Below are 13,893 nucleotides of genomic sequence, written 5' to 3'. Positions count from 1 at the left end.
AAATTTTAATATTCTTTAAGAGTCCAGTATGGATATATCTCTTGGAAACATAAGGATATAGCGGGTTGTTTTATTTACAATCAACCCTGATAAAAGCTGATCTTCCGACTCATGCAGCCTTGTTCTCCTGCCATTTTTATGCAGTAAATAGATGGGTTGTTTCTCTGCATGATAAGGCAGTAATCTTCTTTTAATTTCATGAACCAATTCATTACCATTATCAATTCCGAAAAGTTCATTGCTCTTTTTTATTTTTTCTTTAATTATTTCCTGGTCAAATGGATGTGATGAAATAATGGTTTTAGGCAGATTTCTCTGAATTACACATTGACACCAATACGACAAAACAAAGTCATCCGAATTCTGCCATTCTTTCATTGCCTGGATCACATCATTGTCATCAAGTTTTGTAAATCGCTCTATATCTTCATCCGTTGCAGCACTCTTTTCACGGTATAAGAAATATTGCAGATTATCCGTTGCGGGAAGTTTTGCTCCCTGAGAAATCAGATACTTTGCTCTTTCAAGGATTTTCACCAAAAGAAACTCTGCCAAAGCTGAAGTTTTATGATAATATACCTGCCAGTACATAAACATTCTGGCCGTAAGGAAATTTTCAATGGAATAAATCCCTTTTGCATCAATTACCAGTTCGCCTTCTTCACAGACATTCATCATAGAAATAATTCTCTGCGTATTAATATTTCCTTCAGACACTCCTGTAAAAAAGCTGTCTCTTTTAAGATAATCCAAACGGTCAACATCCAATTGGGAAGAGATCAGTTGATTGAAAAATTTTCTGTGATATTTCCCCTGGAACATTTCAATAGCCATTGAAAGCTGACCTTCAAATTCTTCATTTAGTTTATTCATCAATAATAAAGAAAGGTTTTCATGATGCCAGTCATCCATCAGCATACTTTCCAGCGCATGTGAAAACGGACCATGACCAATATCATGCATCAGAATGGCCAGCATCGCTCCTTTTTCTTCTTCCTCAGAAATTTTCACTCCTTTCTGCTTCAATGTTTCCAGCGCGGTAAACATCAGATGCATTGCTCCAAGAGCATGGTGAAACCTTGTATGGGTAGCCCCTGGAAATATCAGGTTCAAAAGCCCGGTCTGCCCGATTCTTCTTAATCTCTGAAAGTAGGGATGCTCAATGATATCAAATAAAATTTCGTGTGGTATTTTTATAAATCCGTGAACGGGATCGTTGATGATTTTTAGCTTATTCTGCATTGAAACGTCAGTATTAGTAAACAAAGTTAGGCATTTTAAAGTTTAGCCTTTCATTAAATTACTATTAAAATATTGGCATAATCCGTTGATCTACCCAATATTCTCATCAAAAACATCATCATATCAATTGTAGAAATTTTCTTCCGGATATTTTTTTTCAATTCAATATTTTTTGAAAACCTTTTGCGTCTGTTATATTAAAGGATTATCTTTGAGAGAAAACGCTACAACCTTTAATGAGAAAACATTCTCTTTTTCTTTTATTACTCTTAAGTTTAAATTTTTCCGCACAAATGATCACTGAGACGCAGAAGTTGGAATCTCTGTGCAGAGTTTGGGGATTTTTAAAATATTACCACCCTCATGTAGCCAAAGGGAATCTGAACTGGGACAAGGAGCTTTTTCAAAAGATCAATGAACTTGAAAATATTAACGATAAGGAATCTCTCAATAATTTGTATTCCGAATGGATTGAAAGCCTCGGAGAAGTCCCGCGCTGCAAAGAATGTTCAGTTAAAGATCAGAAAGTGTATTTCCTTAAAAATTTTGATCTGCGCTGGATAGATAATTCGCAAATTTTCTCAGATGATGTATCTCAAAACCTCCGCTATATTGAAAACAACAGGAATCTTGAAGACAATCACTATATTGGAAAAAGTGGAAGAAAAATATATTTCAGGAATGAAAAATCCTATGGTTCTAAATTTACTTCTAAAAGGAATAGTTTACTGGAGTTATTCAGATACTGGAATTACGTAGAATATTTCTTTCCCTATAAATACGAAACCGATCAGAACTGGAATGATGTCCTTACAGAAATGATCCCAAAATTTCTAATGATTGATAATGATGAAAATTTTCATTTGGCATTGGCAGAGCTGGTCACTAAAACGGATGACTCACACGCCTATATTTCGTCAAAAGAAATTCAACTTAATTTGTATGGTCAGCGAAAAATCCCGGTAGAATATTCCTATGCTGAGGGGAAATTATTGATTACAAAAATTAATACCACTCGATCCAGACATAAAAGTCCTCTGCATCCGGGAGATGTCATTTATGATATTGAGGGAAAAACTATTCCGCAAGTGATCAACAGTTTGGGAAAATATGTACCCGCTTCCAACTCATGGGGTAAAGTCAGCAAAATAGAAGACAAGCTTCTCTTCAGCAACAATGATTCTATTTCCGTAAAGATTGAAAGAGAAGGTCAAAACCTGGAAATAAAAACCAGAACATACCTTACTAAGGATATTATTCATGAAAAAATTCCGGTTCTGAAAAAATGGAAGTTTATGGATAATGAAAAGAAAATCGGGTACGTGAATATGGGAATTATAGAAAAGGAAGATCTTGATGAAATGTACAGCAGCTTAAAATCTGCCAAATCCATTATTTTTGATCTTAGGAATTATCCCAGACAAACGATCATTCCATTAAGTTACCTTCTTCTTCCTAACCCCTCGGTTTATTATCAGTTTACTTTTCCTGATACCAGCTATCCCGGCAAATTCTACAGCAGAAAAAATGTCACCGGCAGAAAAAATCCTGAATACTATAAAGGAAATGTCATCGTTTTAGTAGATGAGAATACGCAAAGCCAGGCAGAAACTACAACAATGATGCTCAAACAGCATCCTAAGGCGAAAATTATCGGGAGTAATACTTCGGGAGCCAACGGAGATGTTATTGTCTTTAAAATTGCTGATCTTAATACGCGGTTTACAGGTCTTGGTGCTTATTATCCTGATGGCAGAGAGACTCAAAGAATCGGAATTATTCCTGATATCCTGATAAAACCAAGTATAGAAGGAATAAAAAACGGAAAAGATGAAGTGCTGGAAAAGGCTTTAGAGTATATAAAAACCACTGATTAAATGAATAGAAAATGTGAATTATTTTACCGTATTTTCATTTAACTAATATTTAACTTTTAATCTTTCGATTTTGTGAGATTTTAAAAGGAATTGGTCAACATTTTGATAATATAACCATGTAAAAAATAAATTATGTCAGAAAAGATATTATGGATTGATGATGAAATAGATTTACTTAAACCTCATATCGTATTTTTAGAAAAAAAGGGTTACCAGGTAACCCCTGTAAATAATGTGAACGAGGCTTTGGAGCTTATGGATTCAGAAAAATTTGCTTTAACGCTAATTGATGAAAATATGCCGGGTATTTCCGGCCTGGAGGCTATTCCTATGATTAAGGAAAAAGATAATGCCTTAAAAATTGTCATGGTTACCAAAAGCGAAGAAGAACATATTATGGAAGAGGCTATCGGTTCCCAGATTGCCGACTATATATTAAAGCCAGTAAACCCTAATCAGATATTACTTTCCCTAAAGAAAAACCTTCAGGAGGATAATCTGGTTGAACAAAAAACAATTTTACAATACCAGCAGGAATTCAGAAACCTTTCGATGGAACTTTCTTACCTGAGAACGTATCAGGAATGGGCTGAGTATTATAAAAAGATCCTTAGCTGGGAAATCAAATTTGATAAGGTAGCAGATAATGAGTTTGCAGATCTTCTGCAGTCTCAGAAAGAAGAAGCAAATATTCAGTTTGCTAAATTCATTGAGAAAAATTATGAAAACTGGCTTACAGATTCGGATAAACCCATGATGAGCCATACACTTTTCAAGGAAAAAGTGAAACCTGAAGTAGAAAAAGAGAAAGTTCTTTTACTGATGGTAGACAACCTTCGTTATGACCAGTGGAAAGTAATTGAACCTTTATTTACAAAATATTACAATAAAATATCGGAAGATTATTACTATAGTATTCTTCCTACGGCAACACAGTATGCAAGAAACTCTTTCTTTGCGGGATTAATGCCATCCGAGATTGAAAAACGTTTTCCGGATAAATGGTTCAATGATAATGAAGAAGGAAATAAAAATGAATTTGAACGTGATTTCCTGGAAGACCAAATGAAAAGAATTGGTCTTGCATCAAAATCGATGAAGTATCTTAAAGTACTGAATGCTGATTTTGAAAGAAAGATCTACGATGATTTCAATCAGCATAAAAATAATGACCTCCTGGTCATTGTATACAACTTTATTGATATCCTGTCACACGCGAAAACAGACAATCACATAGTAGATCAGCTGATCCGTGATGATAAGACTTTCCGTTCTCTTACCTTCAACTGGTTTGAAAATTCTTCTTTATTGAAGATCATTAAAGCGGCTGCAGAAAATGGCTATAAGCTGGTTATCACCACAGATCACGGAACCGTATACGTTAAAAAACCAAGTAAAGTGGTGGGAGACAGAGAAACGTCTACCAATATCAGATATAAAACCGGTAAAAGCTTAACGTACGATGACAGTGATGTATGGGCCATTACCAATCCGGAAAAACTTTTCCTTCCCAAAGGAAACCTGAGTTCGAAATATATTTTTGCTAAAAACAATATATTCCTGGCTTATCCTAAAAATTACAATCATTTTGTAAATTACTATAAAGAAACTTATCAGCATGGAGGAATTTCACTGGAAGAATGTATCATTCCTATCAGCGTATTAGAACCCAAGTAGTTTTTTTCATAGTTTATTTAATTTTGGGTTAAAGGCGGAAAAAATCATTCGATTTTTTCCGCCTCTTTTTTAAGGCACTCATTTTGCATTTCAGAAGGCAACCTTAAATAAATATAATCTTATGAAAAAGCACATTTTTATTACAGCAGCATTCGCAACATTATTTTTAACTTCATGTAATAAAGAAAAGAAAGCAGCAGATTCCACATCCACTACTGCAGACAGTATTGCTTCTAAGCCTTCTGATTCAGCAGCTGTTCCAGGAACTCAGGATGAAATTGTAAAAAGTACTTCGAAGGACAGCAGTGGAAAAACATTGGACATGACTTTCAATAACACCCAAAATACAGCTACAGTAATTTTCAATAATGAAACAATTGAACTACAGGGACAAAAGCCTGCATCAGGAATATGGTATAAGAATGATCATTATGAGCTGAGAGGAAAAGGCGAGCAAATAGAACTGACAAAAGACGGTAAAACAATTTTTAAAAATTAAGATTACTCATTCAACATATAAAAGCCGGCTTTGAAATTCAAAACCGGCTTTTTTATTTCCCTACATTTGAAAAAATTTATTTTGTTTATGAAATTAATCACTTACAATGTCAACGGAATCAGAGCTGCTTTTACAAAAGATTTCCTGGGCTGGCTTAAAACTGCCGATCCGGATATCATCTGTATTCAGGAAAGCAAGGCCGGAAATGATCAGATAGATATCGAAAGCCTTGAAAAATTAGGGTATCACAGTTATTGGCATTCTGCAGTAAGAAAAGGCTACAGCGGGGTCGGAATTGCTTCAAAAATAAAACCTAATCATGTAGAGTATGGTTGTGGTATCGAAAGCTATGATAATGAAGGAAGAATCATCCGGGCAGATTTTGACGGATTTTCTGCTATATCAGTCTATGTTCCTTCTGCATCTAATATTGAGAGGCTGGATTTTAAAATGCAGTTTTGCCATGACTTCCTTGAGTATATCAAGAATTTAAAAAAAGAAATTCCTAACCTCATTATATCAGGTGACTTTAATATCTGCCATGAAGCTATCGATATTCACAACCCTGTTGGCTTAAAGAATGTTTCCGGTTTTCTTCCTATGGAAAGAGAGTGGATGACCAACTTCATCAATGAGTGTGAACTGATTGACAGCTTCAGATTCTTTAATAATGAACCGGATCATTATACGTGGTGGAGCTACCGACAAAATTCAAGGGAAAGAAATAAAGGCTGGAGACTAGATTATAACTTCACTTCCTATAGTTTAAAAGATAAGCTCACAAGGGCCGTTATTTTAAAGGAAGCTGTACATTCTGACCATTGTCCTGCATTACTGGAATTGGATGTATAATCAACAGGACATTCATCCATACAAAAAGCCAGCTGAATCAGCTGGCTTTTTTTTAATTTAAATCATAAGATTAATCGACAATTTCATATTCGACTGGGATAGTACCATGATTGATATCTCCAATCTCATCGAACGCAGCTTTAGACATGTCTAATGCTCTTGATGAAGGGCCACCATAAGGGCCTCGGTCATTAATTCTCACTATAACCTCTTTACCATTTCTAAGGTTAGTTACCTTAACGTTTGTTCCAAATGGAAGCGTTCTGTTTGCTGCAGTAAACTTTGAGTTATCAAAGATTTCTCCGCTGGCGGTTTTTCTACCGTTAAATCTATCGTGGTAGTACGATGCATAACTTGTTTTTTTCGCATCTGAGGTATTACTTGTAAATGAGTAAACACCTAGGGTTGAAATCATCATTATGATTACGAGAATGAATCTTTTCATCATTTTGAACTTTTATTGGTTTTGACGGGACAAAAGTATCAGGAATCTTTATAAAAAACTACTCAATATGTTAAAGACAGTTAATAAAACCTTAAATAAACGTTAACGACCTTTGTCATATACTATGAATAGGGCTTTCAGACTACATTGTTAAAAAACGTTAAAAAAAAGCTTTAAAAGTTAACATAATTAACTAATTATTGCATAATTTAAAAATTTAAAATTCAAAATCAATTCAAAATCAAGGACTTACAAAACGCGTAATGTTAAGATCCAAGTTTAAAAATTTATACTAATAAATGTAAAGTCATAAAATCTGCCTTTGAAGAAAACAGGTAACACAGCCTGTTCAACCTTATAAAACAATATTTATGGATCAAAATTTTAACGTCTATATATTCTGTTAAAATTTAAAGTCTGATCATTATTTTAATAATCTCCGTATCAAGAATAAAAAATGGTTAACATTGTATCTATAAAAGCAAAAAACCAATGATCTCTCATTGGTTTTTATTATGTAATTAAAATTCTTATTTTAAATATTCCAAGACATAATCATATGTTCCATTCGGATATACTACAGACATGCTAGGAGAACCAGTAATTGCATTACCGGCAGTTGTAGCAATTGTATAAGAATATAAACTTCTATCGTAAACAACGTTTGTACCTGCTTTATAGATAGTGATTCCATACATTGCAGTCATTCCTGTAGGAGAAGGAATATTAACAGCTGTAGAAGTTCCATTTGCTGTAAAAGTTCCTTTGATTGCATAAAGTTGCTTATCTCCTGTTGGAGTATTGATAAGGGTATTGGTTGTTGTTTCTGTCGTTCCAATGGTTACTTTTGGTGAAGCACTAAGTGGAACCCATCTTCCTGTTGTTGCAGAAAAGTTACCAGAAGTAGGTCCTGCAGTTGGATTAGAGAAATAGTAAAATCCTGGTGTAACAGCTTGAGTTCCGATCCCTGACCCTGTAGCTGGAGTATTACCAGTTCCTGTATTATAAACAATCATACCATCATAAGCAGTAGGAAAGTTATCCTCATCGCCCGTTGTTGATGCAAATGTAAAATTAGTTAGATTAGTTCTGGGAAAAACCAAACCTTTTCCATCTTTAGTGTTAGCATCATCACTGAAACCATTGGTAGCACCCGATGCATCCATAAATGCTGATTGCCCCTGAATATTTCCACTAGCAAATCCATTAGTTCTTAATTGAGCTTTAGAATATTGTGATATTGCTAATGCAGAGGCAACTATTAGTAAAAATTTTTTATTCATGACTTATATGTGTAAAAGTTTAATAAGGATAATATTATTGAGCTGAGAAAGATTGCCAATTGGTACCATCAGATACAAATGCAATACCTCTACCAGCTACTTGAATAGCGTTTACAGAAGTAGGACTAATTCCAGCAATTGAGATATTTTGAGTACCTATTCTAACAAGGGTTATAGTTTTTCCTTTATTACTCGCAGTGGCTGGAAAAGCAGTAAGGTCTGCAGAATTACCTGTAAGGAATACATATCCATTTAAATCTGCCGCAGTAAAATCATTCCCTGTAGTAGAAGTTCTAACGTTAGCTGATGGGTTTACTGTTCCACCTCCGCCAATTCCTCTCCAGACATTATTACCATTTGTTCCATCATAATAGTAGAATCCAGGAGCTGTAACATTTACAGTTTTACCTACACCAGTACCTCCAAGTCCAGTTACAAAAACTAAAGCTCCATTCTGAGCGCTTGCAGCAGTAGCATTACCATCAGCATAAGCTGCGTTCTTATTTTCTAGTTCTGCTCTAGATAAACGAGGGACTAATAAGGCATCAGGTCTTGTATTGTCTGTAGTATTGGCTACTACGTCTAATGTTGCGGCAGGTGTGGTTGTGTTAATCCCCACTCGCCCCTGTTGAGCCTTAGAAACGGCCGAAAGGCCAACAAGCATAATTGCTGTTAATAAAATTTTTTTCATAAGTTTTTAAAGATTTTTAATTACATTTTTTTCATCAATATTTTCGAAAAAAGAATATGTATCTCAACTTGTGAATATCAGATCAAATCTAAAACAATCTGATAATTATTTCAATTAAGTTTTAGCTACTTTTAATATTAACTAATTGAAAAACACATCATTTAAAAATATCGTTTCTTTCGCAAATTTAAGACATAATTTTTGAATTTATATACTCTATAAAAGAAAAATTAAAAAACCTAGATTAAGCAAAATTGCAAAACATTGAATATCAGCCATTTAAAAATACGCTACTGAAAAAATTCTATATTAATTATAATTAATAATTTAATTTTAAACATGATATTTTCGTTTGATTAATAAGCATTTAGCTAAACCAAATCTCCGTATAAATCGAATTCTTCGGCAGAGGTAATTTTAACATCCGCAAATTCACCAATGGAAATATAAGTATTTTCAGCTGAAACCAAAACAGTATTATCTACATCCGGTGAATCATACTCTGTTCTTCCGATGAAATAATTCCCTTCTTTACGGTCGAAAATACATCTGAATACTTTACCGATTTTTTCCTGATTTTTTTCCCATGAAATCTGAGACTGCAATTCCATAATTTCTTCTACTCTTGCCTCTTTTACTTCCTGTGGAATATCATCTTCCAACACATAAGCGGTGGTATTTTCTTCGTGAGAATATGTAAAGCAGCCTAATCTGTCAAACTTCTGCTCTCTTACCCATTCTTTAAGCTCCTGAAATCTTTCTTCTGTTTCACCCGGATACCCGACAATCAGTGTTGTTCTGATTGCCATATCAGGAACTTTCTCTCTGAATTTTCCTAAAAGGGCATTTGTTTTCTCATGGGTAGTTCCTCTCTTCATAGACTTCAGCAAATCTGAATTGATGTGCTGAAGAGGAATATCTATATAATTACAGATCTTAGGCTCTTCGCGGATAATATCAAGAACATCTTCAGGGAAACCGCTTGGAAATGCATAATGAAGACGAATCCATTCTACTCCTTCTACTTTTACCAACTCTTTTAGGAGGTCTCCCAATGCTCTTTTTTTATAAAGATCCAACCCATAGTAAGTAAGATCCTGAGCGATAAGAATTAATTCTTTGGTTCCCTTTTTTGCCAGTTTCTGAGCTTCTAAAACCAGTTTTTCGATTGGAGTTGAAATATGGCCTCCTCTCATCAGCGGGATAGCACAGAAAGAGCATGGTCTGTCGCAACCCTCAGAAATTTTAAGATATGCGTAATGTTTTGGAGTTGTTGTTAATCTTTCTCCTACCAGTTCATGTTTATAATCTGCTCCAAGATGCTTTAAAAGTACCGGAAGGTCTCTGGTTCCGAAATATTGGTCTACATCAGGAATCTCTTTTATCAAATCCGGTTTATATCTTTCAGATAAACATCCTGTAACAAATACTTTCTCAACCTCGCCTCTGTTTTTGGCATCAACATAATCAAGGATGGTATTGATAGATTCTTCTTTGGCATTATCAATAAATCCGCAGGTATTGATGACCACGATGTCCCCACGGTCTTCGTGAACCACTTCTTTGCCATTGGCTTTCAGCTGACTCATTAATACTTCAGAATCATATACATTCTTGGAACATCCAAGAGTGACCACATTGATTTTCTTCTTCCCTACAGATTTTGTACGCATCGTTTTGATTTTGAGTCTGCAAAGATACAAAATATTGGAGAGTTAAGATTAAAAAATGAAAACCACTTTATAAAAGTGGTTTTCAGGGATATATTTTAAAAGTTTTTTTCTTTAAATCCAGGGGCATTCTGGTCTTTTTCCGAAAGTACGGCATCTTTTTCCTCCATCTTCCAGTCGATATTAAGATCCGGATCATTGAATTTCACACTTCCTTCTGATTCTTTGTTATAAAAATTGTCACATTTATAAGAAAATACAGCGTGGGTACTCAGTACAGAAAAACCGTGTCCGAACCCTCTCGGTACATAAAGCTGTAATTTATTTTCAGCAGTAAGTTCTAGTCCGAACCACTTTCCGAATGTGGGAGAATCTTCTCTAAGGTCTACAGCCACATCCCAAACGCTTCCTTCAAGGCAGGAAACCAGTTTTGCCTGAGCATGTTCTCCTTTCTGAAGATGCAGTCCTCTCAATACTCCATAGGAAGATTTGGAAATATTATCCTGCACAAAGTGTCCGTTCATTCCGGTAAGTTCTTCGAATTTTTTTTCGTTGAATTTTTCAAAGAAGTAGCCTCTTTCATCTTCAAATATAGTAGGCTCTATGATGTAGCAGTCTTTAAGCGGGGTTTCTTTAATTTTCATAATAGTCAAAAACTCTATTTCAATGTGGTTATTAATGTTTTAAACAAGATCTTTGTATCGTTTTTGAAAGACATATTTTCAAAATAGTCCAGATTCATTTTTACTTTGTTCGGAAACAATACTTTATCATTATAAGCTAAAGGATCTTCCTGGTTGTTCAGAAGGTATTCTTCGTCTCTGTACTTAATGCTTGCTTCGCAGGTAAGCCCTGGTTTGAGTTCCAGAACTTTCCTGTCTTCTCCGACAAGTGTATCGTAATAGCCTTCGATATCAGGTCTGGGACCTACAAAACTCATATCCCCTTTTAAAATATTAAACAGTTGCGGAAATTCATCAAGCTTAAATTTTCTGAGAGTCTGCCCTACTTTTGAACATGTTCTCTTCTGCTCATGAATTGTTTTAATTTTAAAAATGGTAAAGGGTTTTCCATACTGCCCTATCCGGGTCTGAAAAAAAATTCCATTGGAAGAGGTGTCCAAACTTGCAATTACAAATAAAATAATCAGTACAGGCATAAGAAAAAGGATCAATATTGCCGCGAAGACAAAATCAAAAACTTGTTTCCAATATTTATACTGATTCATTAAATTCAAATGATATTAAATTCCAAAGTAAGCATGAACAACCTTTGCTATTCTTTCTCTGTCGCCGTCTGAAAGATTAGAACCTGAAGGAAGACATAATCCGTTGTCAAAAAGTTTTTCAGAAACATTCCCGCCATAATAAGGGGAAGTTTCAAAAACCGGTTGTAAATGCATGGGTTTCCAAAGCGGTCTTGATTCTATATTATCTTCTAAAAATGCGAATCTTAAACCTTCTCTGTCTTTTCCTGTAATTTCCGGATCAATGATCACTGCAGATAGCCAATGATTGGAATAAAAATCTTCTCCGGGTTCTGAAAATACTGTTACCCCTTCAATATTACTGAAAAGATCCTTATAGAAATTATGCATTGCTCTGCGGGCAGAAACTCTGTCTTTAAGCACTTCCATCTGTCCTCTTCCTATTCCTGCTACAATATTGCTCATTCTGTAGTTGAACCCAATTTGTGAATGCTGATAGTGTGGTGCGTTGTCTCTTGCCTGAGTGGAAAGGAAAACGGTTTTATCTTTATCTTCCTGAGTATGACAAACCAAAGCTCCGCCTCCTGAAGTGGTAATAATTTTATTTCCGTTAAAACTTAAAATACCAAAACGTCCGAATGTTCCACATGCCTGTCCTTTATAAGTTGAGCCAAGAGCTTCTGCAGCATCTTCTATCACAGGAATCTGAAACTCCTGAGCAATGGCTGTAATTTCGTCCATTTTTGCCGGCATACCGTAAAGGTGAACTACAATGATTGCTTTAGGTTTTGTTCCTTTCTGAATTCTGTCTTCAATAGCTTCTCTTAATGCTTTCGGACACATATTCCATGTAACAGGCTCACTATCCACAAAAACAGGTATTGCTCCACAATATGCAATTGGATTGGCTGAAGCAGAAAAAGTCATGGATTGGCAGATTACCTCATCCCCATGTACAATTCCGCATTCGATAAGAGCAAGGTGTAATGCTGCGGTACCTGCAGAAAGTGCAGCCACTTTTGCATTTCCACCTAAAAACTGTTCCAGATCGTTTTCAAATCCGTTGACATTTGGTCCCAATGGGGCTACCCAGTTTTCTTCAAAAGCTTCGTTGATATATTTTTGTTCATTCCCACCCATATGTGGTGAGGACAACCAGATTTTAGTATTCATATTAATCGTGAAATTTTATAGGTTTAGCTGGAATTCCTACTGCGGTACAGTTGGCAGGAAGATTTTTATACACTACTGCTCCTGCTCCGACAATAGTATTTTCACCAATCTCAAGAAGATTTATAATTTTTGCTCCAGTCCCTACATATACGGCTTCATTTATTACAACTTCTCCAGAGATATTAACTGTCGGCATGAACGAGCTATAATTTTTTATTATTGTATCATGTCCTACCGTACAGGAAAGATTAAGAATTACAAAATTTTCAATCACGATATTTATCGTAATAATAACACCTGCACAAATAATATTTCCTTTTCCAATTTGGATATCATCCTGCCCAATAATTACTGATGGATGAATTAACGTTGGAAATTCAATATTCGGATTATTTATCCTTTGTATAATTTTTTTCTTGGTCTTAGGATCTCCAATTGCTACTGCAATACATAAGAACTCCTTCACTTCATTTATTTTTTCAACCTTTCCTAAGTAGGGAACTCCATTAATATCATGATCATAGTGTTTGTCATCATAAAAACCATAAATTTCGTATTGCTTTTCTTTTTGATTGATATGATCGATCAGCATTTTCACCTCACGTCCAAATCCTCCTGCTCCAATAATTGCTATTTTTTTCATTTTTAAATATTTCCTTTAAACGGTTCCATAGTTGCTTGTCCTTCTTGTGAAATGCCTTCTCTAATAAATACTTTTTTTATTGTAAGGAAAAAGATCCTAAGATCAACAATAAATGATATATTTTCTACATACCATAGATCATAATCAAATTTTTGATTCCATGATATTGCATTTCTTCCATTTACCTGCGCCCATCCTGTAATTCCAGGTCTTACTTCATGCCTTCGTGCCTGACGCTCATTATAAAGCGGCAGATATTGTACAAGAAGAGGTCTGGGACCAATCAGTGACATATCTCCTTTCAAAACATTGATTAACTGTGGAATTTCATCCAAAGATGTTTTGCGAACGAATGAGCCTATAGGTGTTAATCTTTCTGCATCTGATAAAAGGTTTCCGTTGGAATCCTTTTTATCATTCATTGTTTTAAACTTTATAATTTTAAATATTTTTCCGTTTTTCCCTGGTCTTAACTGGAAGAAAAAAGGTTTCCCATCATTGGATAGGAACAATCCTACCATCACAACAAGAAAAATCGGAAGTAATAAGGTAATTCCCATCAGAGAGAATACAAAGTCGAAAAACCTCTTTAAATAATTTTTATACATTCTTAAAAGTTAGATCTGTTCGTCAT

The 13,893-nt window shown here is 34.9% G+C and carries 14 protein-coding genes; 4 read left to right on the top strand and 10 right to left on the bottom strand.

Annotation, left to right across the window (positions count from 1 at the left end):
* Positions 1-15 precede the first annotated feature (15 nt).
* Positions 16-1,242 (bottom strand): HD domain-containing protein, encoded by a 1,227-nt coding sequence (locus C8D70_RS09560; RefSeq protein ID WP_076596578.1) that lies wholly within the window; start codon positions 1,240-1,242, stop codon positions 16-18.
* A gap of 293 nt (positions 1,243-1,535) precedes the next feature.
* Between C8D70_RS09560 and C8D70_RS09555 the strand changes: the two genes are divergently transcribed.
* The 4 genes from C8D70_RS09555 (at position 1,536) to C8D70_RS09540 (ending at position 6,147) form a co-directional block, all read left to right on the top strand.
* Positions 1,536-3,119: a S41 family peptidase gene (locus C8D70_RS09555; protein WP_181416115.1), complete on the top strand. Its 1,584-nt coding sequence runs from the start codon at positions 1,536-1,538 to the stop codon at positions 3,117-3,119.
* A 132-nt stretch (positions 3,120-3,251) separates the two neighbouring features.
* A complete protein-coding gene (locus tag C8D70_RS09550; protein ID WP_110367158.1) occupies positions 3,252-4,796 on the top strand; it encodes a bifunctional response regulator/alkaline phosphatase family protein in 1,545 nt (514 codons plus the stop codon).
* Positions 4,797-4,917: 121 nt separating this feature from the next.
* Positions 4,918-5,295 carry an MliC family protein gene (locus C8D70_RS09545; protein ID WP_110367157.1) on the top strand — a complete coding sequence of 126 codons (378 nt, stop codon included), beginning with the start codon at positions 4,918-4,920 and terminating at the stop codon, positions 5,293-5,295.
* A gap of 87 nt (positions 5,296-5,382) precedes the next feature.
* A complete protein-coding gene (locus tag C8D70_RS09540; protein ID WP_110367156.1) occupies positions 5,383-6,147 on the top strand; it encodes an exodeoxyribonuclease III in 765 nt (254 codons plus the stop codon).
* Positions 6,148-6,217: 70 nt separating this feature from the next.
* On the opposite strand, the gene C8D70_RS09535 is transcribed toward C8D70_RS09540, so the two are convergent.
* The 9 genes from C8D70_RS09535 to C8D70_RS09495 form a co-directional block, all read right to left on the bottom strand.
* Positions 6,218-6,595: a septal ring lytic transglycosylase RlpA family protein gene (locus C8D70_RS09535; protein WP_076596583.1), complete on the bottom strand. Its 378-nt coding sequence runs from the start codon at positions 6,593-6,595 to the stop codon at positions 6,218-6,220.
* A gap of 527 nt (positions 6,596-7,122) precedes the next feature.
* Entirely contained in the window at positions 7,123-7,758 is a 636-nt protein-coding gene (locus C8D70_RS09530; protein ID WP_181416114.1) for a hypothetical protein, read from the bottom strand.
* 151 nt (positions 7,759-7,909) lie between these two features.
* Positions 7,910-8,539: a hypothetical protein gene (locus tag C8D70_RS09525; RefSeq protein ID WP_136523173.1), complete on the bottom strand. Its 630-nt coding sequence runs from the start codon at positions 8,537-8,539 to the stop codon at positions 7,910-7,912.
* Between the two features lie 398 nt (positions 8,540-8,937).
* On the bottom strand, positions 8,938-10,239 hold the full coding sequence (rimO, locus tag C8D70_RS09520; RefSeq protein WP_076596586.1) for a 30S ribosomal protein S12 methylthiotransferase RimO: 1,302 nt from the start codon (positions 10,237-10,239) through the stop codon (positions 8,938-8,940).
* Between the two features lie 95 nt (positions 10,240-10,334).
* Positions 10,335-10,880 carry a dTDP-4-dehydrorhamnose 3,5-epimerase gene (gene rfbC, locus C8D70_RS09515; RefSeq protein ID WP_110367154.1) on the bottom strand — a complete coding sequence of 182 codons (546 nt, stop codon included), beginning with the start codon at positions 10,878-10,880 and terminating at the stop codon, positions 10,335-10,337.
* Between the two features lie 14 nt (positions 10,881-10,894).
* The gene (locus tag C8D70_RS09510; protein WP_110367153.1) at positions 10,895-11,464 is read right to left on the bottom strand and encodes a sugar transferase; all 570 of its coding nucleotides are present in this window, start codon (positions 11,462-11,464) and stop codon (positions 10,895-10,897) included.
* Positions 11,465-11,479: 15 nt separating this feature from the next.
* On the bottom strand, positions 11,480-12,616 hold the full coding sequence (locus tag C8D70_RS09505) for an aminotransferase class I/II-fold pyridoxal phosphate-dependent enzyme (RefSeq protein WP_076596589.1): 1,137 nt from the start codon (positions 12,614-12,616) through the stop codon (positions 11,480-11,482).
* A 1-nt stretch (position 12,617) separates the two neighbouring features.
* On the bottom strand, positions 12,618-13,259 hold the full coding sequence (locus tag C8D70_RS09500) for an acetyltransferase (protein ID WP_076596590.1): 642 nt from the start codon (positions 13,257-13,259) through the stop codon (positions 12,618-12,620).
* Positions 13,260-13,261: 2 nt separating this feature from the next.
* On the bottom strand, positions 13,262-13,867 hold the full coding sequence (locus C8D70_RS09495; RefSeq protein WP_110367152.1) for a sugar transferase: 606 nt from the start codon (positions 13,865-13,867) through the stop codon (positions 13,262-13,264).
* Between the last annotated feature and the right edge of the window lie 26 nt (positions 13,868-13,893).

The organism is Chryseobacterium sp. CBTAP 102, from assembly GCF_003201365.1.
GTDB classification, from domain to species: domain Bacteria; phylum Bacteroidota; class Bacteroidia; order Flavobacteriales; family Weeksellaceae; genus Chryseobacterium; species Chryseobacterium candidae.
Note: the sequence above shows the minus strand (reverse complement) of the source record. Positions and strands in the feature narration are given on the sequence as shown.